This is a genomic window from Streptomyces sp. NPDC001634, assembly GCF_040298185.1.
GTDB lineage: Bacteria > Actinomycetota > Actinomycetes > Streptomycetales > Streptomycetaceae > Streptomyces.
Genome location: NZ_JBEOZU010000125.1, coordinates 1 through 21,709, shown reverse-complemented (window position 1 = coordinate 21,709; position 21,709 = coordinate 1). Strand labels below are relative to the sequence as shown.

The following is a 21,709-nucleotide window of genomic DNA, read 5'->3' as shown; positions in this document are numbered from 1 at the left end:
GCCTTCTGCACCCTCCGACGCCTGGCAGGCGCCCCAAAAGACACGGCGCAGGACTGAGCCTCTACCAAGCAGTCCGCGAGCTGCAGACACTCCTCGCCCTCTGGGCCGGCACCTGCCCCACCTGCCACCGAGACATACCCACCCCAATACGAACCTGACCAAGCCCTACTAGTGTCTCGTGTGTCCAAGATCAGGGGTCAAGGCCCGGCCCCAACGTTCCCCAAGATCCCATAGCTGGAGTCTCTCAACACCCGTTCGCGCCTGTGGCAACGCCCGGGATGCCTGCGGACCGCTGTTACGGGACAGCCCTTCGGCAAGGGCTGCGATCCATTCGCGCTCAGGAGCAGAGATTCACGTGCCGGACGGCCAGGACGTGCCCCGCCGCGTCGATGAGGCGGCTGCGGGCGAGGTGTCCGCCGGCCACCGCATTGGTGATCGCCGAGGCGATCGCGGACGTTTGGGAGCTGACATTGCCCCCCAGGTCGAACATGACCATGTCGGCACCGGAACGCAGGGCCTGGACGGCGGCGGCAGGAACGCTGAAGCCGGCGGCGGAGATCGCCTTGGCACTGAGCGAGTCGGTGACCACCAGCCCCTTGAAGCCCAGCTTGCCGCGCAGCTCGGAGCTGATGGCGGTGGGTGACAGGCTCGCAGGATTGGTGCCCAGGCCCGGCACGATGTTGTTGGAGACCATGATCGCCGGGACACCGGCCTTGATGGCCGCCGTGAATGGCGGGATGCCCACCTTCTGCAGGGTGGTCCAGGGCAGGGTGTGGGCCGGGCCGAAGTCGGAGTTGTAGCTGGAGCCGCCGAGGCCCGGGAAGTGCTTGACGACGGGTATCACGTTTCCGGCGCGCATTCCGTTCATGTACGCGACACCGTCCTTGGAGACCACCGCGGTGTTGCCGCTGAAGGACCGCCATCCGTCGGGGTTGGTCTTACTGGGGGCCTCGTTCCTGCCGTCGACGTCGACCACCGGCGCGAGGTTCATGTTCACCTGGGCGGCCGCCATCTTGGTGGCGACCTTCGTGACGTTCTGCTGGATCTGGGCCGGGGTCCAGTGCGTGCCCATGTACGCGGCCCAGGGCAGGGATCCGACGAGGTTCGCCATGCGCTGGATGCCGCCGCCCTCCTCGTCGGTCATCACCAACAGGCCCAGGTGGCCGGGCACATGGGACTTCAGGGCGGTCAGCCGGGAGCCGAGGTCGGACGGCGCCTTGCTGCCGAACAGCAGCACACCGCCCGCACCGGCGCTCACCTCGGAGGTGACGTCGGACACCGAGGTCTCCGACACCGGGACGGCGATGGTCAGCATGGCCAGCCGGCGGTTCGACCACCCGGCCAGCTTTGTGCTGTTGGTGCAGGCGGTCACGGCGGTGAGGTGCGGAGCGAGGGACGAAGGGGAGAGGGAAGGCGCGGCGGGCGGAGCGAGGGACACGCCGGGGCCACTGGAGTGCGAGGTCGCCTTGGGGGTGCCCGTGCCACAGCCCGCCAGGAGCACCGCCGCCACGGCGGCAGCGGTACTCAGTCTGCGTGCGGTCGTGGCCCGGCCGGGGAGCCGCGGCGGTGCTGTCACGCTTCTGCGGTCACGGTACGACGGGACATTCATTGCCCAGCCTCCTTTCGGAAGACGCGACGGTACCCGTCGCGCTGAGGGCCGCATGAGCATGAGGTGAGCTTCACAAAGCGTGAGATGCGCTGCAGCCCGCATTTGTTCGCTGGCCCGCAGTCGACGTACCACCAGGATCTCGCGGAGTCGGCCGGAAGCCCAGCCGACGTGAGTGGGGGCCGCTCAGGACTTGCCTTGTCCTAAGTCTCCTCAGAGAGGTGCGGGGGGTTCCTCGGCCCGCTTGCAGGGCGGTAAGGCCCGGCAGCCCAAGGAAACGCCGAGATCGCCACATCCCTGGTCACGTCGGGGACCGGGGATGCTGATTCGCGATCCCAATAGGTGAACCCATGATTCCGCTTGATGGTCGGCTTTCCGGTCTGCTCCCGGCGAAACGCGTACCGATGTCGCCAGGACGCGAACTTCAACTCGCGTGACCTTGGGTGCTGACTCCCGGAGGCTGAACCATTCCGAACCCCAGGATGATGGCGATTTACGCGCGGCAGGAGACGCCCAGCCACTCGGCCAGCGCCTCCATGGAGACCTTCGCTGCCGCGACGGAGGCCTCCAGCGCCGGTTCGAGGGGGCGTCCCGTTACGGCGGGTGTCAGGGGGCCTCGGCGAGTTCCTCGATCTGGTGGGCGAGCCGGGAGCCCAGTGGTCGGCGTCGCGCAGTTCGCCACGGCCGAGGTGGAAGAGGTGGAGGCAGTAGGCGGCCGTGGCGTTGCCGGCTCCGGCCGGGGATTGCCACCACCACTGGGCGCCGTCATGGGCTTCGGCGAGGTTGAGCAGGCAGGCGAGGTGCAGGGCGCTTCGACGGCGGCGGGTTCTCTGCTGGTGCTCCACGTCGACACACTCGACAAGGATTCCGTCGCCGCGCCGATGCAGAGGGTCATCTTCACCACGCCGAACCTGCTCGCCAGCTACCTGGAAAAGCAGCAGCACATGCAGTACGTGATCGTCGCCGCATTGAGCGAACGCGCCGCCGCGGCCGGAACCCCCCACCCCGCCGAGGACCCGACACTGCGAGCGGTCACCGCGGCCGCGTTCGGCTGCCTCAACGCGGGGCAGCAAGCCTGGCGCAAAAGCGGAACCAGCGGCACCTTCGCCGCCGCCCTCGACACGGCAATGGCCGCCGTTGCTCCACAAGCTCGACTGTAACCGCCACTGACGCCCTGTTCTGACTGTTTGCCGTTGCCTGGCCCGGCGTGACCACGCGCATGACATCCCCGCGAGAGCAGGCCGTACAGTTCGCGGCATTCTCAACCCGTCGGGCACGTGCTGCCTTCCCTCAACCGGTCGACGGGTTCACCTGGTAACCGGAGGATGCCCCGGCCTTCAGGCCGGGGAGGAATCCGGCTTCCCGCGTAGCGGGGCTGGTCGCGGGCCTTGGTCGGTTACTGCTTTCCTGGCGAAGTTGCCGGTGTCGATCTCGGTGAGCACCGGCGGTACAGCATGAGCACCCGCGGTACAACGCGAGCACCGGCGGTCGTCCACGCAACGGACCACGCCGACAGCACGTCCGACGCTCCTACCCGCTGATGCACACAGTGGCGTCGCCGCCGGACGCCATCCGTATGCGCTGCGAGGTGCTTGGGACGGCGCACTGGGCCGAGCGAGTGACGAGTGCTTCCACGGCTGTTGCGACCTCATGAGGGCTGGAGATCATGGTCAGGTGGCGGGCTCCGGGGATGAGCGTGGGCGGGGGTGCACCGATACGTCGGGCGGTCTGCTGCGGGGTCTGCCTGCTGAACACGTCGTCCTGCCCACCGAACACGACCGACTTGGGGATGTGAATGGCGGCGAGCCGGGCCACCTGATCGGCGGGCAGGCCGGGCACGCCCGCGCCGAGCATGCTCCACAACGCGGCCTCGGCGCCCGGCACCCGAAGCGGTCGGCGCCACTGATCCAGTCCGGCCGCATCCAGGGGCGGACAGGCAGATCCGCACTGGGTGTCGTACACGGAGCGAATCACCCAGTCGGCGCCGAGCCCGAGGCGCAGCAGGCTGGTGCGGTAGGGGTCGATCAGCAGGTACTTGAGGGCAGGCGGCGGACCGGCACCGGTGTCCAGGGCGTCCCCGTCGAGCAGCATCACACCCCCGATCCGCCCCGGAGCGCGCAGCGCCGCCTCGGTGACCGTGGCCGCTCCGCTGGAGTGCCCCACCAGCAGCGGGCGCTCGCCCGGCCCACCGAGGTGCATGGCGTTGAGGAAGCCCAACAGCTGCTGGGTGAAGTGGCCGACGGTGTAGGGACCGCGGCGCTGGCTGTAGCCGTCTCCGGTCAGGTCCAGCGCGTACACCCGGTGATCGCGCGCGAGGAGCGGAGCGAGCCGCGACCAGGTGTCCACCTGTTCGAAGGCGCCATGCACGAGGACGATCGGCGAGCCGGTCCTGCCCCATGTCCGGTAGCGGGTCCGGATGTCGGCCGCCTGCACGTATCGGAGCCCTCCGGGAGGCACGGCACGCCGTGCGGTGACGGCGTTGTAGATGAATGAGGCCGTTGTGACCGCTACCAGCAGGACGGCACAGGTCAAGGCCAGGCGTCGCAACCACCGCCTGATCCACAGGCTGCGCCGCAAGGCGGGTATCTCGTCCTCGGCCTTGGGATCCGATGGTGCGGGGTCGAGTGGCTCGGCCCGGGGGTCGGCACGCACGTCAGCCTCCTGTCTGTCCTGCCGGTGATCCCGACGGCTGTCACTGTCACGGAAAGCGCTCGAGGCACGCACGCTCATCCGGCCCTGCGTTTCAGGATCGCCCCTCGCGGGACCCGGATCATCCGCCGAGAGTTGTCAACCCGCATACTCCGCTGGGAGTAGCTCCCTGCCGGAGGAGGTCGAGTACTCGGGGGCGCATCCTTACGGGCAGGTGAGTTCCTTGTACGGGTTGCTGCGGTGTGCGAGGAACGTGAGTGGGTAGGCGCGTTGATCCGGATGCTTCTCCACAGAGGGCGCCGTATGTCCCGCCGCTCGGATGGCTCGCTTTACGAACCGAACAGCCTGGTTTGTCGGCGACAACACCACGGCAGGAGGCGTAAGGAGGAAAGACCATGAAGAAGCTGATGCGTCATATCGCGACTATGGGCCTTTGCGCCGCAGTCGCCGGAGGCGCGGTGTTCGCCACCGGCGCCTCGGCGATGGCGGCCACTCCCCAGGCGCCCGGGCACTTCCGGGTCCGGACCGTCGGCACCGGGCACGGCTGCTCCCAGCACCGCACTGCCCACCAGCGTATGGATCCCTGGATCGCGGGCCAGCTGGCGATGTTCTACCCCGAGGCTGCCAGGCGACTGGCGGTGTTCGATCCTTGGGTCAAGGACCAGCTGTCGCTGTTCGCCCCTGCCACCCGGTAGGCGATGACATCGGGCGCCAGGCGGTTTCGGAGAGGGCCGTCCTCACCCTCGTCACGGAGCGTCGGCGTCGGCGTCGGCTGCTTTCCGGGAACCGACTCGCCGACTGAAACGCACACCCGCCAACTGGCGTGCTCATGCCACAGTTCGGCGAGCCCGATGGGTATGAGAGCACAACCGGCCGCACCGCCCGGACGGCCTGGCGGGAGGCGTTGATGACGACGGCGGCAATGCCGCCGTCGTCAGTGAGTGCGCCATCGTCCATGACGGTGCGGCCGGTCTCGGTCCTTGCCTGGCACGGATCACCGAAGGCCGAATACGAAGGCCGGCTGGGCGAAATCGAAGGACTGGTAGTCAGCCTGGCCGACGCGCAGGACACACTCACCCAGCTCGACGCCGAACAGAAGCGCCGAGGCCGCGTCGTGGATCTCGGCATGCCGGCCTTCCGTGACAGCACGTCCACGCTCCCGATCGGGCAACTGTCTGCCCAGTCGCCGTGAGCAGGGGCTTGACCCGGATCGCTCTCTCTTTGGTGAAGCGATCACAGCCTCAGCTCCATAAGCCGGGGCGGGAGAGGAGTCCAAGCTCACTCTCCGGTACAGCCGGGCCGAGTGCCGCCGTCAGTCGGTTCCGGCCGTGACCGGCTCCCAGCGTGCGTACTCGTCCATCAGCTCGGCGAAGCGGCCCCGCACCATCTCCAGGCCAGCGGTGGCCACCGCCAGGTGGAGCGGGTCCATCGAGTTGCTGGAGCGCCTCGCTGCGGCCGACCTGAGTGACGACGGCATATGAGACGCGGCGCCACCCGACCGGATCGGCACCCCTTCCGGGCTGCTCCGGACCTTCGGATACGTCGGAACCATCACCTCCGCCGTGATCGGCAGCATCGTCTTCCGCGACGGAGTGAGCGACCACGGCCTGCACACCCTCGGCATTGTGCTGGTCGCGGCGGGTTCCGCGGTCCTCCTGCTGACCGTCCTCGACCGCCGTCTGATGAGCCGCGACACGAGCCAGCGGAACACGCCCAGCCCCGCTGAGAACCCCACTAAGGAGAACACCTCGTGAGCACCACCCGCCTCCCCACGATCGCCCCCGAGCGGGCCGCCCTGCTGGTCATGGACTTCCAGAACGGGATCTGTCCCCTCGCGCCCGACGCCGACGCGCTCGTCGAGCGGGTCAAGGAGGCCATCGCCGACGTCCGCGCCGCCGAGGGCACCATCGGCTACGTCCGCGTCGCCTTCACCGAGGACTACTGGGCAGCGGTCCCTGAGACCAACAAGGCCTTCGCCACGGTCGCCGCGGCTTAGATGCTGCACCACGAGGACCCCGCCACCCAGATAGACGAGCGGATCACGCCCGAGCAAGGCGACATCGTCGTACGCAAGATCCGCTACGGCTCGGGCTCAACCACCGACCTCTACCAGCAGCTGAGCGACCGCGGCATCCAGACCCCTGGTGCTCGCCGGGATCAGCACCAGCGGCGTCGTTCTGTCCACGCTCATCGACGCCGCCGACCGCGGCTACCGCGTCTACGTGCTGACCGACGGAGTCGGCGACTCCGACCCCGAGACCCACCAGGTGCTGGTCGACAAAGTGTTCCCGACCCGGGCCCACCTTCTCGTCACCACCCGGCTCTGCGAATTGCTCTAGTCCCCTGACACGCGGCTGCCCCCGGCAAGCCTCACCGGCCTCGAGGGTTCGCCCCATTCGGCAGATAGGACGGCGCGATCAACTGGGGCGACGGGGAAGCCCGCGTCCAGCAGAACGTGGTTGGAGTCGACGAGCAGCCGGGCCGCGGAATCATCCCGCCCGACCTCTGCTGGGCCGGGGCGGCGATTTGACGCACACGGTGCCCCGAGCTGACAGCGAGGAGGAGCGCTCAGATGCTTGGTTCAGAGAAGTCACCAGGCCGAACGTCAGCACCCCGCTCCACATCGTTCGCGCCATCGCTCATCCGTGACCTTTCCCTCCCTCGCGTTTTGTGCTGCTCTCTCCCTCACGCTTTGTGCCGCGTCTGCTCAGCCAGCTTCCGGGCGCGTGAGGCGGCGTCCCTGGCCCGGCGCCGTGCGTCGCGCGCGGCCCGGTCAGCGTCACGTGTGTGGTCGCGGGCCTTCCGGGCGGCATCCCGGGCCCGCTGCTGCTCGCGCTCGGCGTCCCGAAGCTGCCGGGACAGGTCGGAGACGCGCTGCTCGGCCTGCTGCTGCTCTTCCTCCGCCCGGCTCTGCTCCCCCTCCGCGGCGGCCAGCTCGCCTTCCCGCTCGTGCAGCTCCCGCTCGGCTTCCGCGGCCTGCTTCCGGGCCCGTTTCAGGCTCTCTTGCTGCTCGCGGCGCCGGGCCCGCGCGGCATCCAGATCGGCCAGCTCGCCGGCGGGCCGGGTACCGCGGCGTGGAGCCGGGGCCGGCGCAGGCTGCTGGGAGGGGGTGGGGAAGCCGACCGGGGCGGACAGCGGCTTCGTCAGACGCCCCTTCGCCCACTGCTCGGCCGCCTCGGGATCGGCCAGCACCGCGCGCAGGGTGTCCTGGATCTCCTGCCGAGTGTCATCACTGATTACCTGCCCGGCCCGGGCCGCGAGCCCGCTGGCCTCCCGGGCCAGAGCGAGAGTCAGCCGGTGTTGCTGCGCCGACAGCTCCCGCAGCTGCTCGCCGTCCAGATCCTGGTGGGCCTGCCGGAGCGCCTCACCGACTTGCAGCAGCCGCTCGGCGTCGCCCGGCTGCTCGCGCACCAGGAGATTGCTCGCCCACGCCGCCATCGCGGGACGGCGCAGACGACGGATCTGTTCGGCAAGCTCACGGTCACCGGCAGCCTGCGCGGCCTTCGCACGCTCGTCCCGGGCCGCAGTGAACTCACCCGGCGGCAGGCCGTACAGCTCATCGACGACAGCGTCCAGATCCACCCTTCCCTCCCACCCACCACCCCACATGCCGATTTTTGCACTATTTGTCATGTTTACATATCGGTTTGTAACGTTACATATCGGTTGCGGGATCGACCGGCGCTCGCAATCAGAAGCGTTCATGCCGTCGCCCGCGCGCATCGATGAAGTACCACCGGGTATGGGGTGGGAGGAGGCCGTCGAAGAGCGCCGCCGAACGGCAGGGGGTGCCATGTCGCCCGAGGTGCGGACCCATGAATGGTCGCTGACCTCCGCCGCTCTCGCGGAGCAGCTGATCGAGGCGGTTTCGCATATCCAGGTCCGCGATCTGGACACGCTGCGTCGGCACTTCCCCGGTCTGGGCCCGGAGGAGATCGCCGATCACCTGGTCACCGTGGCGGTGCGGGGCACCGAGGCCGTCGGAGCGGGCGTGGGTTCTGCCGCGGCGCTGCCCACTCCTCCGGCCATGCCCGTCGAGCTGGCCGCAGGCATCCTCGGGACTGCATCCGTCGAGTTCAAGCTCATCGCCGAACTTCACGAGGTGTACGGTCTGCCTGCGCCTGGAACCCCTCGGCAGCGTGCCGCACTGTATCTCGCGGAGTGGACGGAAGGGCACGGCCTGAACATCACGAACCCGACCGCCGCGGTCAATCTCATGCTCGGCGTCCGGTTGAGGAAGGAACTGCGCCGACGGCTGCTCACGCTCGCCGTTCGCAAGATCCCCATGCTGACGCCCTTCATGGTCGGCGCGGCCATCGGCGCCTTGCTGAACCACTACGACACCACAAGGCTCGCCCGGCGCATACGTGCCGACCTGCGCGCGCGTCAGGTCCCCTGGCGGGCGTCGCCCAGGCAGGAGTCGGCACCCGCAGGTGCCGACTCCTGAGCCACCGCCACTCGGTTCCCGGACTCGATTTCCGCCCTGTCGCACGCAACATCCGACGCGCGCGAATACGTGAGCGCGCCCCCGGACCCGCTGTGACTGACCTCGCGAGCGGGGGCCGATGGGCAGTTGGGAGCCGCCCATGTTCTATTACGTGCTCAAGTATGTCCTTCTGGGGCCGATGCTTCGGCTGTTGTTCCGGCCGCGGGCTGAGGGGCTCGAGCACGTTCCGGCCAAGGGTGCGGCAATCGTTGCCGGGAATCACCTGTCCTTCGCGGACCCCCTCCTCATGCCCGCAGTCCTGAAACGGCGCATCACGTTCCTGGCCAAGGCGGAGTACTTCACGAAACCGGGTCTCACGGGCCGACTGACCGCGCTCGTTCTCCGCGGCGCGGGGCAGATTTCGGTGGACAGGTCGGGCAGGGCCGCAGGACAGCAGGCTATCCAGGAGGGGCTGGGAGTGCTGGCGAAGGGAGAGCTGCTCGCGATCTACCCGGAGGGCACGCGTTCGCCCGACGGCCGGCTGTACAAGGGCAAGGTCGGGGTGGCGGTGATGGCGCTGGCCGCGCAGGTTCCGGTGATTCCGTGCGCGATGGTGGGGAAATTCGAGATCTGCCCCCCGGAACGTGTCCTGCCGAGGCTCCGGCCGGTTGCGATCCGTTTCGGGGAACCGCTGGACTTCTCACGCTTTGCGGGGATGGCGCACCACAAGACGGTGCTGCGGGCCGTCACCGACGAGATCACCTACGCGATCTTGGGGCTTTCGGGCCAGGAGTACGTGGACCGGTACGCGGCCGACGTGAAGGCCGGACAAGCGAAGGGGCGACGGGGGTGAGGTTCTGCCGGCACCTGGCTGGCATTGTCCTGGCCGACTCCCGCCCGCCGGCCGCATCGGCATCAACATCGCCGCCCCAGCCGGACATCGCTCGCGCCCTGCACAATCAGCCCACCGTCACCACCACACAGGACAACGACGGCAACGACGTGCTGTCGGCCACCATGCCCGGCTCCTCAGGCACCACCATCCGCGGCACCCTGCGCCTGACCTATCCGCTGTCCGAGGTCACTGCCTGCATCCACCGCATCTGGGGCGCCCTCGCCCGAGCCTGCCTCCCGGCCGCCGTTGCACTGGTCGCCTTCACCCTCGCCCGATCACCCGCCCCTGCGCACCCAGGAAGCCGCGACCACCCAGCTCTCCGACGGACAGCTCGCCACCCGCCCGACGCAACGACAGGACCGCCCGAACTCCGCAGCCCCGCCGCCTCCTTCACCCATACCGCAACGCGTCTGCAACAGCTCTTCAAGGCCCAGCAGGCGTTCGCCTCAGAAGCCTCTCACCAGCTGAAAACCCCACTGACCACGCTGCGGCTGCGCCTGGAAAATCTCGAGCCCCGGCCCCCCATCGGCCGTGTGTGGGCGATCCCAGGAGCCTTGGAGCGCCACCGCGCGCCCTCGCGGCCCACGCCCGGCGGGATCCGGCCCCCGCTCGTCCCGTGGCCTGAGCCGCCGACCCCCATGGAGCCGGCCGGAGCTGAGATCGTCGTGCAGCGCGGTTGGGGCTTTGGTCGGGGTCCCCAACGACGGCTCCGACCATGCGCAGGCCGGCCATGGCGGTCACCCCCACGGCGGATGGTTCCGGTGGAAGACATGGGGGCGTGACCTGGACACTGCCGGAGCCAATGCTCGCCACTCCCGTGCCTGACCCCGCTCTGCTGCCAGGGTGGGCCTGAGAGCACAAGTGGGACGGTTCTCCAGACGCTTCGAATGTGTCTCGGAAACCCTGCGAAGCAGGTTGAGGCGTACGTCCGTCTCCCTGGGCGACCGTCGTTGGAACGGTGATACGTCGTCGGGACCACCCGCTTGGCCTGATCGCCGGCTCCGTCACTCCGAGCCGTAGTACAGCCGGAGGAACTCCTCCATCGCCGCGTCGACGCCGGCGCGGTCACCGGTGGCAAGCAGGTCGAGCAGCAGACCGCGGACGGTGGCGAGTCCCAGCCTGGCGCGGTTCCGGGCCGTGGCAGGGTCCGCCCCTGCAACGACCTCGGCGGCCACGAGCGGCTCCAGCCAGTCCGTCACGAGTCCTTCCAGGATCGGGACGGCCTCGGGGCGGCCCCGCAGCGCGTGCCCGTAGATTTCGAAGAAGAGCCGCTCCTGACCGGCCAGCCCAGGGTCCGTCAGCTGCTGCCACAGCAGCCGCGCGACATCGGCGGGCGAGAGACCGGGCTCCAGGCGGAGCCGGGACAGCAGATCGCGCTGGCGTCGCTCCGACGTCCGGACGATCTCGACGAGCAGCTGTTCCTTGGAGCCGAAGTAGTGGATCAGCATGCGGTGACTCACGCCGATCGCGGCGCCCAGGCGGCGGAGGCTCAGGTCCGCGATGCCGTGCGCCACGACGTGGTCGACAGCCGCGTCCACCAGTTGTGAGCGGCGGTCACCGTCCGTTCCTTGCCCGGCCCTGCCCTCGGGACGCGAGTCGTCCGTACTCATCACATCGCGAGTGTACCAATTGGTACATGCCGCATGTACCGTGTGGTACATGAAGTCTGTCACCGTGTCGATCGACGTACCGCACACGCCTGAGCAGGTCTACGACTTCCTCGATGTCATGGCTCACCACGAGCGATTCACCAACCACTACCTGAGCGACTGGCGCTACAGCGGCCCCGACCGCGGCATCGGATCGTGCGCCACCGTCACCGCCGCGCTGGGCGGCACGAAGACCGACGTCACCATCGAGGTCGTCGAGGCCGACACGCCGCGGCGCATTGTCGAACGCAACGTCAGCGCGGCCGGCCGACGCCTGGCCCATGGCACCTACACCATCGAACCGCTGCGAACCGGTGGGAGCCACATCTCGTTCTCGTACAGCTGGGTGCGCGCCCCTCTCGCGGACCGGCTGCTGACCCCTGTCGTGCGAACCACGATGCGGCGCGCCAACCGCACCGTCATGCGACGCCTGGCCACCGAATTGGCTCGCCACGTGTCCGCTGCCGACTCCTGACAGCGGTGCATGCCGCCTCCTCTGCCCAACGCAGGACCAGAGGACCACGGCGGTGCCGCCCGGGCACCCGGGCGCGGACTCCCCGAGCCTGCGCTTCGTCCATAAACGGGTTCACTCGCCTGTTCTTGGCGCAGCAGGCCGCGTAACGTCCCAGCCTCTGCCCCCTCGGGAGAGAAACCCACCAGCACGCCGGAAGCGCCGAACAAAGGGGCAGAACAAATTCCGCCGGAAGCTGCGCGCAGCTGGTGGTATGGCAAGCCGGGCGGCTGGCGTTCGGACGGCCCCAGGACCGGCTGCGACCATCTGCAGATGATCCGCACCGCCTGACAGGTTCCGCCCCTGTTGAAATTGCTGAGCGTGACTGACAACGCGCTTTGGACTGACCGCAGCCCGGATCGCTGACCTCATACCTGAGACCGAAGCTCGCCCAGCAACCTCAGTGAGGCGACCACGTGGCGGCCCGTATTTGCATCTCTATGGGGACCCATCACCTTCGCTGGCCTGGGCACGTCGCTGAATTGAGGGAGCGCGACCCCGGTCCGCACCGACCGTGGCACTCTCCGCTCCGCGAAAATCATTGCACTGAGAACCTCATTGGCCGACACGTAGGCGGCGAACAGCCTCCTTTCAGGTAGAAACATGGCGTATCTGACTCTGCGTGAGGGACGCAGGGGGGTATTTTCAGCATTGTGCTGACCGAGCGGAAGAGCCGCGTAGTCGTGACCCAGACAGAAGGCGACAGGCAGGCAGTCGTTCCGAGGCTCCCGGTCCTGAACGATGTGGTACCGCCGCGGGAGCCGCCCGAGGTGCCTTCGGGTTGGGAGGTGCGTCCACCGGACTTCGTCGGCGTGGGGGCAATGAAGTCGGGGACCACGTGGTGGTGGTCGATACTGACCAGCCATCCCGACATTGCATCGCCGCGAGACTGTTCGAGCGACAGTGCACCCGCCAGCGCCGGAGAGACGAACAAGCGGCTGTACCGGGCAAAGGAGATCCATTTCTTCGACCACTACGGTCGGGTCGAAGAAATCGACCCCGTGTCGTACCACCGATACTTTCCACGCCCCGAAGGATGCATCGCCGGAGAATGGACTCCGCGCTATATGTATGACTTCTGGACACCACCGATGCTGCGGGCCGCGGCTCCCTCGGCCAGGCTGCTTGTCATGCTGCGTGACCCGTTGGAGCGCTTTGTCTCGGCGCTGGGCCATCACCTCAAGTTCGGGGGCGCGCTTACCGGGCCAGTCATGGAACACCAGTTCCACCGAGGCTTCTACTGGCAGCAACTGCGGAATCTGCTGTACCACTTCGAGCGCGACCAGCTGCTGGTACTGCAGTACGAACAATGTGTGAAGGACCCACTGCGCGAGGCCGCGCGCACCTTCACGTTTCTCGGCGTGGATCCGGACAGATGGCGACCACCGTCCGAGTACACCCGGCGCGTGGGGCTCGTGTGTCCCAAGCCGATGGTCGACCGGGCCACGCTGCACGCCGTCCGGCAAGCGACCGAGCCGGACGTCACCAGGCTCCTGCAGGATTTCCCGGAGATTGACGGCGCATTGTGGCCCAGCGTCAACTAGCCGTCCGGGAAAGCACTCGACCGCTTACGTGCCGGACGGTGAGAGGCAATCACGCAGGCATTCTCCGCTTTCGGCGTTGGGGTACACATGAACGAGCTGTTCCGACTGTCGCGGCGGCCGGCGGTACAGTCCGCCGCCTACTACGAGCAGGGATGGTGGCGTCGGGAGACTTTCCTGGACGACCTGCACTCATGGGCCCGTACCGCGGCCGATCAGTCCGCCTACGTGAACGTGCGCCGGCACGGCGCTGAAACAGCGACGGTCACGTTCGGTGAACTCGCTGACTGGGTCGAACGGTTGGCGGGGGTGCTGTGGTCCTGCGGAGTACGCCCTGGAGACGCGGTCGCGTTCCAGCTTCCGAACCTGTGGGAAGCAGCCGCTCTGTGGCTGGCCTGCGGACGCGTCGGGACGGTAGCGGTCTCATTGCCGCCGTGGGCCGCCCGGCGCGAGCGCGATCTGGTGCTGTCCGCTACTCGGCCCGGCTTGATCGTCACGACGGATGACGCCGGCGTCGATGGGTGCGAGACCATGGACGTCATCACCCTGCGCGATCTTCTGTGCCGGGCACGGTCGGCCGCGAAGATCCCGGTCGCCGAACGACCGCAGGTGCACGCCGATGACGTCTGCCAGGTGCTGTGCTCCTCGGGCACCACGGGTCGCCCGAAGGCTGTGGCGCACACGTTCAACACCCGCTACGCCGGCGCCCGCGCAGTGGCGGCGCAGGTGTCGGCCGGCGCGGTGACCGCCACGGCCGGCGATCTGACCCACTCGCTCGGCTTGGTGCGCAATCTGCTGTCCCCGCTGGTGACCGGACGTCCCTCCGTGTTCCTCAGCTCCTACGACCCCGATGACTGGCTCGATGTGCTGGAGCGGCACCGGGTGAACAGTTTCTCCAGCACCCCACTGGTTCTGGGAGAGCTGGTCTGCGCGCAGCGGCAACGGCCTCGCGATCTGTCAAGCCTGCAGCAGGTCATCAGCACCGGAGCCCCGATCCCCGCGCGCATCGCCGCCGGAGTCCGCGAGTGTTTGACCTCCCGTCTGGTCAACAGCTTCGGCATGACTGAGTCCGGTCTGGTGCTGAACAGCTCGCCGGAGACCGACCGCGCCGAAGACACCCTGGGGCGGCCCGTCCTGGGATTCGAGGTCCGGAAGATGGAGAACGCCGAGCCGGCCCGTCTGAGAGTGCGGGGGCCCGGGCTGTGCTGCGTCATGTTCGATCTGCGTACGGGCACGGTGGTGTGGGACGCCTCGCGCGACGAGGGCTGGTATGACACCGGCGATCTCGTCCGGCAGGACGAACATGGGTGTCTGCGTTACGTGACGCGCGTCGACGAGCGGATCGGTTCGGGCAACATGATCCCCGTCGTCGAGGTCGAAGGTGAACTCATGGAGCATCCCGCCGTCGCGGAGGTGGCGATCGTCGGCGTGCCTGACCAGGAGGGCCATGAGACCGCCTGCGCCGTCATCGTTCCGCGCGGCACCGCGCCGGCGCTGGAGAATCTGCGTGATTTCCTCAGCGGGCGGCACATGAGCGAAGAGTTTCTGCCGACCTGTGTGGCGGTCGCGGCGACTCTGCCGCGCACCCCGATGGGGAAGATCCGTAAAGCCGAGATCCGCCGGCAGATCGCCGACGGCACACTGGTGACCTTCGGACACCTACGAGCATCACGATGAGCGGCGAGAAGACGCTGGTCACCCCACCGGCAGTCACGGTCCCAGATCGCGAATCCGCACTTGAAGGGGCCATGCCGCAGGGCCCCACGAGCCGAACTCGTTCCCTGAACGACCGAGGAGCCACGACCCCGCCCGGACTGACCGGCGACTGGGACCGCATTCACGCGATGCTGCGGTTCGTCAGGGATCACACGACTGCCGGCGCTCTGAGCGCCGTCCTGCCCCCGTCCGCGCACCCGACCGTGCGTGACATCCTCACGCGGCACACACGTTTCGATCACGGCGCATTGCTCGTGTTCGCCGACCCGCCCGAGAGTGCCCTCGCCGACCTGGCTGAACGCGGGCTTCAGGCGCGCGCTCTCGTGCCCAGTACCGTGGTCCGCTCCCGGCTCGCCGAGCGCTATGCCGTGCCGGCCGAGGAGCTGCCGGTCATGATCACCCACGTGAACGTGCCCAAGGCGACGGAGCATGCCCTGGAGCTGTTCGTACTGTCAGCGCTTAATATGACGGCCCGTCGCATCATCGACGACGAGCGGGCCAACCAGTACGAGGCCCATCTGGCCTTCCGCGTCACCGATCCTGACGAACGGCTGCTCGAACTGGTCTGGGACGCAATTGCGCGGCAATTGCGGTTCACAGCGGATGGCTCTGGCTTCAATCCGCATCAGGGGCCGTCAGGGTGCACGGTGACGTACTTCCAAGGCCCTGGCCGCCTGCCGCTCCCGTACGGCTGGCCCCGACGCCTGGAGATCATTGCCGACGGCCACCACCCGAAAATCCTCCGCAGACACCGCCGCTTGATGATGAGCATCTCGTGACGGGCGCCGGCGGGTCAGCGGACGGCGTCGCCCGAAGCGCCGATCGGCCCACGCCCGGTGAGGATGCGCCGACGGCGCCGCGACAGCCCCTCCTGGAACGCCACGGCCTGGTTGAGATGGGGAAAGGGCTCATCCGGCACCGGTACCCCGAGAAAGGCGCACAACGGCTCCCAGCCAGCGGCCACATCGAACACCAACAGCCGGTCATCCGGCACTTGGGCCTGTACCTCAGCGTTATGGCGCTGGAAAGTCTCGATCGCGTGGTCACGGTCTTCGAACCGTCCGCCGAAGGCGCCCTGCCAGATCACCTCGCGGGAAATGCGACGGCGCCTGCGCAGATCTGGATCGAACCGGTCCTCCAGCCACATCATCAGACCCTCTACGCCCAGCCGCGGAGGGTGTGAGGACCGGTAGAGAGTACTGCGCATGCTGGCGTACCAACGATCCGGATCTCGCACCGTCAGGATGACCCTGGCGTCCGGATGGGCGACCGTCAGTTCCCGCCAGAAAGCACACGCGGGCCAGTCCACCGACGAGCGATAGCCCTCGAACAACGCACTCCACTCGACCTTCTCGCCACGTACGACAGCCTCCCAACCGCCGCGCAACCTGCGGTCTTCCCCCAATGACGTCATGTGATGGCAGGGGCCGTATCCCAGATGCGTCAACGCCTCCTTCAGTGAATAGGTTCCAGTCCGTCCGAGGCCGGCCCCGATGACTTCGAGCATCCTTGATTCCTCGCTATCACGCCGACCGCCGGCCCGCGCAGACACCTCTTGGGTCCAGTCCTGATGTTCTCACCCGGCGGTCCGGCCTGACGCAATTGGCGCGCGGTGCCTCTTGAGACGTCATCGCCTTCTCGTCCAGTGGCCACCGCCCGGCGGGTCTGCCATTCCCGTACCTCACCGGTCCGCAATGCTCGACTTGACAGCCGCCATGTGCGTGGCGCCGATGCGCCGTGACCGCGCGATTCTGCGAAGAGGGCACCCTGCCCGATCGGTTGGGTGCAAGAGGCGTGTTCATCGGACCTGATTGCCTTACGGAGCTGCCTTCGTCTGCGGACACTGTCCCGTACGGTCGTCACGAGTGCGTGCGTCCCTGCAGCTCAGGGCCTGGGACGTCCCGTGAATACGTCACTTCGGCGGGAGGCCTGGCCGGGTACGGCACCCAACCCCCAGCCTGAGTCCGGAAGGCCAGGGCGATGCCGTCCGCCGGCACCGCCCTTCACCAGATGTGACCCACCACTGTATGAGGGACAGGAATATGAAGAGTCCAGCAGCATCACGCCGGATCCTGTCGCGTGCGGCCGTCACTGCGGCCGGCGTGGCGCTCGCGGTCGGCGCCGGAGCGGTGTCGGCGTCGGCGAACCCGACCGGGGAGTGGATCTCCACCTATCGTGGCTCCGCGAAGCAGTCATCGAGCTGGAGCAACGCGCGCGGCAGCGCCCAGCTCTGCTTCAACGCATCGGGCAGCCGCTTGACCAAGGGCTTCACGATCAAGTTCCAGGAGAACTCCGTGCCCCGGCAGACGGTTCTCTGGCACGCCACCTACTGGGGTCCCAAGCACAAGACCTGCTCCCCGTGGATCCATGCCACGGGCCAGGTGTACGCGGCGGTCTACGGCAAGGCCCACGCGGACGTCCAGGTCTGGGTATACACGCCCTGACCCTGCGATGCCCGGCCCCCCGCTCGCTGCGGTTGCCGCCGCCGAGACCCGAAGGTACACGGAGCTCCGCCACGAGGTACATCTGTCACACGGCCTCGGCAACCTCCGCAAGGGCGTAACCGCAGGCCGGTCCGGAGCCGCAGAGCTACGACGACACGGGCTCCGGAAACGCGTCGCGGGCATCGAACCGCTCCCCGGGCGGCGAGGATCTGTTCCGTGTGCAGGTAGGACCACTCGGCGCCGGGCGGCGGTCGCGGTCAGCAGGGCGCCCCGCTTGCCTGCCCGGCAGACAGGTTGTCCAGCTGCTCGAACCCAGTGGGGCTCGGCAGGCGGGAAGTACGCAAGACCAGGCGGCAGCCACCGGGTCGGCTGCCGGGCGCAACGCCCGAGTGCCGCTCGCACAGCAGCCCTCTCGCTCAATGGATTGGAAAGGAACACGCCTGCTGAGCCGGCCCCGTGCCCCGTACGCCGTGCCCGCCGGGCCTCAAGTGGAATCCGCGTCGTCCGGCGGAAAGCCGTACCGTCCCCGCAGCCGGACGAAACGGGCCGCGGTCAGAATGCGCCACTGCTCCAGCCCCGATGCGGTGCGTACGAAGCACACCACCTGCTCGTTCCCGCCCGGCCCGATCGGCTGCACGAGGCGGCCGGACAGCCTTAGCTGCGCAACCAGGGGCGCGGGCACCTCCGGGAACGCGGCGGACACGACGACCGCGTCGTACGGAGCACGGTCCGGCACACCGCCGCTGCCGTCGCCGACCCGCAGGTCCACGTTCCGTACGCCCTGCCTCGCGAGATTGCCGCGCGCCTGCCGGGCGATCTCCGGCCACAGCTCGATGCTGACCACGTCGGCAGCCAGCCGGGCGAGCAGCGCGGTCTGGAAGCCGAGCCCGGTGCCGACCTCCAGGACGTGCTCGCTCCCCTCCAGTCCTAGGCTCTCGATCATCGTGGCGGACAGCGACGGCTGCGTGGTGACCTGCCCCTGCCCGATCGGGACGGGTACGTCCCGGTAGGCGGCGACCGCCTGACCCGCGGGGACGAATTCCGCCCGAGGCGTCGTGCGCACGGCCTCGAGCAGCCGCTCATCTCTGATGCCGGCGGCTCTCAGAGCCCGCACGAGATCGTCGGGCCGACCGGGTACGGAGGTCATGGGCTGCTCACCACACCGTCAGCGTAGGCGGCTGCGGACGTCGGCACCTCTGGGCGTACGCCCTGTGCGCAGGTCTTGGGAGGCGCGGGGCGGTCACTCCAAGCCGGCGACCGGGTGAGGCACGGTCGCCCCGTCCCCGTCCCCGTTCCCGTTCCCCGGCATCAAGACCCGGTACTGCCCCGGCGCCGCCCCGTACCCCCGCTTGACCGCGTGGATGGCCCGGCCCGGTTCGCCCGACTCAGCGGAACGTCACGCGAAGCGTGTTGTGGCGCTATCGATACGGCAATGCAGATCCCGCGCGTTGTCACCCCCGACAACCACGAGTCCCGGACGCTCGTGGTGTGGCGCCACATGGGGGACGGCCTCGCCGCTCTCCGCTCGCAACGCGTTTGAGGCCGGTCAAGTGGCTGACTCGCCCACCCGAAGTCCAAGGCGCGCCGACCCGGGCACTCTCCGCGCACCATGGCCGACGGACGGCTGGTGAGCGCGAATGGTGGGAGGTGCGGCGGCGCGTAGCCGCCGCGTGTCTTCATTGCCCTCGAGGGGTGGCCGGGACTGAGACTGCTCCGCCTGGCAAACTCCGTCCTCACCAACCCCCACGCGGGAACGGCAATCAGCAGCGCGGTTTCACTGCGGTAGCGAGCGAAGGGAAAGCGCAGACTGTCGCTGTGCTGACTGATTATCAAGAGACAGGGGCAGCTGGAAAGCGCTGGATGGCTGCCCCGTGCGCATCACCCCTTCAAGTTCGCGAAGTATGCTCGCGGCCGCATCGCGCACTCGCGCGGGCACGTCGCCGCGCTCTGCGACGAGTTGGTGGTAGATCGGGGCGTCTTGGAACACGTGGCAACGACACTTTCTTGTCGGCGGTTTCACTCCGCATCGGCGGTAAGCACAGGCGGCGACATCACCAGCCACGCAGCTCAAGGAGGCCGGCACCTCGCCATGAAGGAAGATTAGGCCAGCGGCGGGGTCGGGGCCCAAGCCGTCCAAGTCGCGGACCATGGCGCTTGTGGCACAACCTCGGCGACACCGCCGAGCGGCCGCCGCCGCCCGGACCGCCGTTTTCCCGGACCGGCCGGTGCTGGTGGCCTTCTGAGCGACTACCAGGCCCGTTCTTCGAGGCCTCACCAGTAATTCCGGCGCCGGAGACTGGTAGACCGTCAGCGTCGTTGACCGCAGTGAGACGGCCCAAGCCTCGCGGAAGGCCGAGAGCGACCGCGTCTACGGGGCCCGACGTGAGCGTACGGCGCAGGCGAGGAAGGAGCAGGCCGCAGCGAAGCAGTTGGCTGAGCACCTTCCGTACGCGCCTTGCCGAGTTGGGCGGCATGCAGCTCAGCGTCTACCGGCGCTGCGGCGGGGATGCCGCCGCGTGCGGCAAAACAGGTGACAAGATCGGTCAGGATTCAAGAAGCGTCGGTCGCCGGGCCGCAATTAGCGTGATCGCCATGGCATCCATCGAATCCGTCACCCTCGACGTGGCCGACCCTACGGCCGCCAACCGCTTCTACACCGCCGCCTTCGGTTTGGACACGCAGCTACGCCTGCGGGCCTCGAAGGCACCCACAACCGGCTTCCGTGGGTTCACGATGGCGCTCACGGTGTCCCAGCCCGCCACCGTCAACAGCCTCGTCGACGCCGCCCTCGACGCCGGCGCCACGCCGCTGAAGCCTGCCGCGAAGTCACTCTGGGGATACGGCGGTGTCGTACAGGCCCCGGACGGTACGATCTGGAAGGTCGCGACCTCGGCAAAGAAGGACACCGGCCCCGCCAGCCGGCGGATCGACGAGATCGTGCTCCTGCTGGGAGTCACGGATGTGGCCGCGAGCAAGCGGTTCTACGTCGGCCAAGGCCTTGCTGTGGCGAAGAGCTTCGGCCGCATGTACGTCGAGTTCGATACTGAGTCGAGTCCCGTCAAACTGGCGCTGTACAGGCGCCGTGCCCTTGCCAAGGACGTCGGTGTCTCTCCCGACGGCACCGGATCGCACCGGCTCATGATCGGCGGCGATGCCGGGCCATTCACCGACCCGGACGGGTTTGCATGGGAGGCCGCATCGCCGGCGCCCACGCCCTGATGTGTCACTGCTGCCTGCTCTGCCTGGTCGCCAATCACGAGACAGCCGCTGGGCTCGGGACGGGTGCCGGGGCCGCGCTGATGGGCCCGTCGCGGCCGACCATCATCGTCACTCGGCCCCAGTGCACCGCGCGCCTCGTCGGCCATGAGCTTCGGGTGCCGTCGCCGCCAAGCGGATACCTTCATACATACATACGTACGCTTCGTGGTTCGCAAGACCCACGAGAGAGCGGTGTGCGCGAGGCTATCAGGGCGTCGAAGGCCGCGGCGTCCATGAAGCCCGCAGCCCCGGTGAACCGACCGATGACCGACGGAGCCCCTCCCCAGACGGAAGGGATCTCCACGAAGTGACTGGAGGAAGCATGACCGGTGCGCCGCCGCGTGGACTTGAGGAGAGGCTGCGGGACACTCGCGCGAAACTGGAGAACGACGTCGACTTGTGGGTCGCGACATCCGGCTCCCCTCTCGGCGTCCACCTCATCCCGCTCTCGTACCTCTGGGACGGGACCGCGTTCCTCATCTCGACACCCCGCGACTCGGTCACCGGCCGCAACCTGCTGGCGGACGGACGGGTCCGAGTCAGCCTCGGACCGACCCGCGACGTCGTCCTCGTTGACGGCACCGCCGAGCCCGTGGACATCGCCGATCTCGGCCCCGAGACGGGCGACGCGTTCGCGACCAGGACCGGTTTCGACCCGCGCAAGCTCAACGAGCTCTACCAGTACTTCCTGATCCGGCCGCGGCGCATCCAGGCCTGGCGTGAGGAGAACGAGCTGCGTGGGCGCGACCTCATGCGCGACGGCCACTGGCTCGGCTGAACGCCGAACAGGGACCCGCCCGGCCCACCCAGCGAGCGGGGCGGCTGAGGACGTGGACTTCCAGCGGGGACTCCTCACCCGATTCGAACAGCGCTGACGCATCTCCGACGTCTCCAGCACCGACATTCGTCGGGAGAAGCACTTGACGTGCTCCCTGGCCTAAAGTCCAGGGATTCCGGCCTGGGTCGTCTGACCCTTCCGGGGGCTTCCTGCTTCAACGCGCTGTGCGGGCACGT

At 68.3% G+C, this 21,709-nt stretch carries 22 protein-coding genes; 15 read left to right on the top strand and 7 right to left on the bottom strand.

Features of this window, described 5'->3' with window-relative positions:
• Positions 1–337: 337 nt before the first annotated feature.
• Positions 338–1,609, bottom strand: a complete 1,272-nt coding sequence (locus ABT186_RS43660) for a glycoside hydrolase family 3 N-terminal domain-containing protein (protein ID WP_351233166.1) — start codon at positions 1,607–1,609, stop codon at positions 338–340.
• A 653-nt stretch (positions 1,610–2,262) separates the two neighbouring features.
• Here ABT186_RS43660 and ABT186_RS43655 point away from each other — a divergent pair.
• Positions 2,263–2,766 (top strand): hypothetical protein, encoded by a 504-nt coding sequence (locus tag ABT186_RS43655; RefSeq protein ID WP_351929908.1) that lies wholly within the window; start codon positions 2,263–2,265, stop codon positions 2,764–2,766.
• Between the two features lie 370 nt (positions 2,767–3,136).
• Here the strand turns inward: ABT186_RS43655 and ABT186_RS43650 are convergent, their stop codons facing one another.
• Positions 3,137–4,258 (bottom strand): alpha/beta fold hydrolase, encoded by a 1,122-nt coding sequence (locus ABT186_RS43650; RefSeq protein WP_351929906.1) that lies wholly within the window; start codon positions 4,256–4,258, stop codon positions 3,137–3,139.
• 392 nt (positions 4,259–4,650) lie between these two features.
• Between ABT186_RS43650 and ABT186_RS43645 the strand changes: the two genes are divergently transcribed.
• The 5 genes from ABT186_RS43645 to ABT186_RS43625 all read left to right on the top strand — a co-directional run bounded on the left by ABT186_RS43645 (position 4,651) and on the right by ABT186_RS43625 (position 6,594).
• Positions 4,651–4,950, top strand: a complete 300-nt coding sequence (locus ABT186_RS43645) for a hypothetical protein (protein WP_351929904.1) — start codon at positions 4,651–4,653, stop codon at positions 4,948–4,950.
• A gap of 212 nt (positions 4,951–5,162) precedes the next feature.
• Positions 5,163–5,447, top strand: coding sequence for a hypothetical protein (locus ABT186_RS43640; RefSeq protein WP_351929902.1), 285 nt, complete (start codon positions 5,163–5,165; stop codon positions 5,445–5,447).
• A gap of 370 nt (positions 5,448–5,817) precedes the next feature.
• A complete protein-coding gene (locus ABT186_RS43635; protein ID WP_351929900.1) occupies positions 5,818–6,009 on the top strand; it encodes a hypothetical protein in 192 nt (63 codons plus the stop codon).
• Entirely contained in the window at positions 6,006–6,251 is a 246-nt protein-coding gene (locus ABT186_RS43630) for an isochorismatase family protein (RefSeq protein WP_351929898.1), read from the top strand. Before ABT186_RS43635 ends, ABT186_RS43630 begins: the two co-directional genes overlap by 4 nt.
• A gap of 148 nt (positions 6,252–6,399) precedes the next feature.
• Complete coding sequence (locus ABT186_RS43625) at positions 6,400–6,594, top strand: cysteine hydrolase family protein (RefSeq protein WP_351929896.1); 195 nt, start codon at positions 6,400–6,402, stop codon at positions 6,592–6,594.
• Between the two features lie 346 nt (positions 6,595–6,940).
• Here the strand turns inward: ABT186_RS43625 and ABT186_RS43620 are convergent, their stop codons facing one another.
• On the bottom strand, positions 6,941–7,837 hold the full coding sequence (locus tag ABT186_RS43620) for a hypothetical protein (protein WP_351929894.1): 897 nt from the start codon (positions 7,835–7,837) through the stop codon (positions 6,941–6,943).
• 25 nt (positions 7,838–7,862) lie between these two features.
• On the opposite strand from ABT186_RS43620, the gene ABT186_RS43615 reads away from it, so the two are divergent.
• Both ABT186_RS43615 and ABT186_RS43610 read left to right on the top strand, forming a co-directional pair.
• Positions 7,863–8,702: a hypothetical protein gene (locus ABT186_RS43615; RefSeq protein WP_351233186.1), complete on the top strand. Its 840-nt coding sequence runs from the start codon at positions 7,863–7,865 to the stop codon at positions 8,700–8,702.
• Positions 8,703–8,841: 139 nt separating this feature from the next.
• Complete coding sequence (locus ABT186_RS43610) at positions 8,842–9,534, top strand: lysophospholipid acyltransferase family protein (RefSeq protein WP_351233210.1); 693 nt, start codon at positions 8,842–8,844, stop codon at positions 9,532–9,534.
• A gap of 1,046 nt (positions 9,535–10,580) precedes the next feature.
• Here the strand turns inward: ABT186_RS43610 and ABT186_RS43605 are convergent.
• Entirely contained in the window at positions 10,581–11,186 is a 606-nt protein-coding gene (locus ABT186_RS43605; protein WP_351233190.1) for a TetR/AcrR family transcriptional regulator, read from the bottom strand.
• A gap of 49 nt (positions 11,187–11,235) precedes the next feature.
• On the opposite strand from ABT186_RS43605, the gene ABT186_RS43600 reads away from it, so the two are divergent.
• From ABT186_RS43600 to ABT186_RS43585, 4 genes are all read left to right on the top strand, one after another.
• Positions 11,236–11,700, top strand: a complete 465-nt coding sequence (locus ABT186_RS43600; protein WP_351233192.1) for an SRPBCC family protein — start codon at positions 11,236–11,238, stop codon at positions 11,698–11,700.
• Between the two features lie 719 nt (positions 11,701–12,419).
• Complete coding sequence (locus tag ABT186_RS43595) at positions 12,420–13,280, top strand: sulfotransferase (protein ID WP_351929892.1); 861 nt, start codon at positions 12,420–12,422, stop codon at positions 13,278–13,280.
• 87 nt (positions 13,281–13,367) lie between these two features.
• Complete coding sequence (locus ABT186_RS43590) at positions 13,368–14,954, top strand: AMP-binding protein (RefSeq protein WP_351929890.1); 1,587 nt, start codon at positions 13,368–13,370, stop codon at positions 14,952–14,954.
• Complete coding sequence (locus tag ABT186_RS43585) at positions 14,951–15,772, top strand: hypothetical protein (RefSeq protein ID WP_351929888.1); 822 nt, start codon at positions 14,951–14,953, stop codon at positions 15,770–15,772. Before ABT186_RS43590 ends, ABT186_RS43585 begins: the two co-directional genes overlap by 4 nt.
• Before the next feature lie 14 nt (positions 15,773–15,786).
• On the opposite strand, the gene ABT186_RS43580 is transcribed toward ABT186_RS43585, so the two are convergent.
• Positions 15,787–16,500: a sulfotransferase family protein gene (locus ABT186_RS43580; RefSeq protein ID WP_351233200.1), complete on the bottom strand. Its 714-nt coding sequence runs from the start codon at positions 16,498–16,500 to the stop codon at positions 15,787–15,789.
• A gap of 535 nt (positions 16,501–17,035) precedes the next feature.
• Here ABT186_RS43580 and ABT186_RS43575 point away from each other — a divergent pair.
• The gene (locus ABT186_RS43575) at positions 17,036–17,437 is read left to right on the top strand and encodes a hypothetical protein (protein ID WP_351233202.1); all 402 of its coding nucleotides are present in this window, start codon (positions 17,036–17,038) and stop codon (positions 17,435–17,437) included.
• A 484-nt stretch (positions 17,438–17,921) separates the two neighbouring features.
• Here the strand turns inward: ABT186_RS43575 and ABT186_RS43570 are convergent, their stop codons facing one another.
• Positions 17,922–18,584 carry a protein-L-isoaspartate(D-aspartate) O-methyltransferase gene (locus tag ABT186_RS43570; protein WP_351929886.1) on the bottom strand — a complete coding sequence of 221 codons (663 nt, stop codon included), beginning with the start codon at positions 18,582–18,584 and terminating at the stop codon, positions 17,922–17,924.
• 627 nt (positions 18,585–19,211) lie between these two features.
• On the bottom strand, positions 19,212–19,424 hold the full coding sequence (locus tag ABT186_RS43565; RefSeq protein WP_351233206.1) for a hypothetical protein: 213 nt from the start codon (positions 19,422–19,424) through the stop codon (positions 19,212–19,214).
• Between the two features lie 605 nt (positions 19,425–20,029).
• Here ABT186_RS43565 and ABT186_RS43560 point away from each other — a divergent pair.
• Both ABT186_RS43560 and ABT186_RS43555 read left to right on the top strand, forming a co-directional pair.
• Complete coding sequence (locus ABT186_RS43560; RefSeq protein ID WP_351233212.1) at positions 20,030–20,656, top strand: glyoxalase; 627 nt, start codon at positions 20,030–20,032, stop codon at positions 20,654–20,656.
• 361 nt (positions 20,657–21,017) lie between these two features.
• A complete protein-coding gene (locus ABT186_RS43555; protein ID WP_351929884.1) occupies positions 21,018–21,473 on the top strand; it encodes a pyridoxamine 5'-phosphate oxidase family protein in 456 nt (151 codons plus the stop codon).
• Positions 21,474–21,709: the final 236 nt, after the last annotated feature.

Excerpts from the sequence above, each read along its gene's own strand:
- ABT186_RS43660 (WP_351233166.1), bottom strand. The coding sequence starts at position 1,609 with ATGAATGTCCCGTCGTACCGTGACCGCAGAAGCGTGACAGCACCGCCG.
- ABT186_RS43645 (WP_351929904.1), top strand. The coding sequence starts at position 4,651 with ATGAAGAAGCTGATGCGTCATATCGCGACTATGGGCCTTTGCGCCGCA.
- ABT186_RS43640 (WP_351929902.1), top strand. The coding sequence starts at position 5,163 with ATGACGACGGCGGCAATGCCGCCGTCGTCAGTGAGTGCGCCATCGTCC.
- ABT186_RS43615 (WP_351233186.1), top strand. The coding sequence starts at position 7,863 with ATGCCGATTTTTGCACTATTTGTCATGTTTACATATCGGTTTGTAACG.
- ABT186_RS43610 (WP_351233210.1), top strand. The coding sequence starts at position 8,842 with ATGTTCTATTACGTGCTCAAGTATGTCCTTCTGGGGCCGATGCTTCGG.
- ABT186_RS43605 (WP_351233190.1), bottom strand. The coding sequence starts at position 11,186 with ATGAGTACGGACGACTCGCGTCCCGAGGGCAGGGCCGGGCAAGGAACG.
- ABT186_RS43600 (WP_351233192.1), top strand. The coding sequence starts at position 11,236 with ATGAAGTCTGTCACCGTGTCGATCGACGTACCGCACACGCCTGAGCAG.
- ABT186_RS43590 (WP_351929890.1), top strand. The coding sequence starts at position 13,368 with ATGAACGAGCTGTTCCGACTGTCGCGGCGGCCGGCGGTACAGTCCGCC.
- ABT186_RS43585 (WP_351929888.1), top strand. The coding sequence starts at position 14,951 with ATGAGCGGCGAGAAGACGCTGGTCACCCCACCGGCAGTCACGGTCCCA.
- ABT186_RS43580 (WP_351233200.1), bottom strand. The coding sequence starts at position 16,500 with ATGCTCGAAGTCATCGGGGCCGGCCTCGGACGGACTGGAACCTATTCA.
- ABT186_RS43575 (WP_351233202.1), top strand. The coding sequence starts at position 17,036 with ATGAAGAGTCCAGCAGCATCACGCCGGATCCTGTCGCGTGCGGCCGTC.
- ABT186_RS43570 (WP_351929886.1), bottom strand. The coding sequence starts at position 18,584 with ATGACCTCCGTACCCGGTCGGCCCGACGATCTCGTGCGGGCTCTGAGA.
- ABT186_RS43560 (WP_351233212.1), top strand. The coding sequence starts at position 20,030 with ATGGCATCCATCGAATCCGTCACCCTCGACGTGGCCGACCCTACGGCC.
- ABT186_RS43555 (WP_351929884.1), top strand. The coding sequence starts at position 21,018 with ATGACCGGTGCGCCGCCGCGTGGACTTGAGGAGAGGCTGCGGGACACT.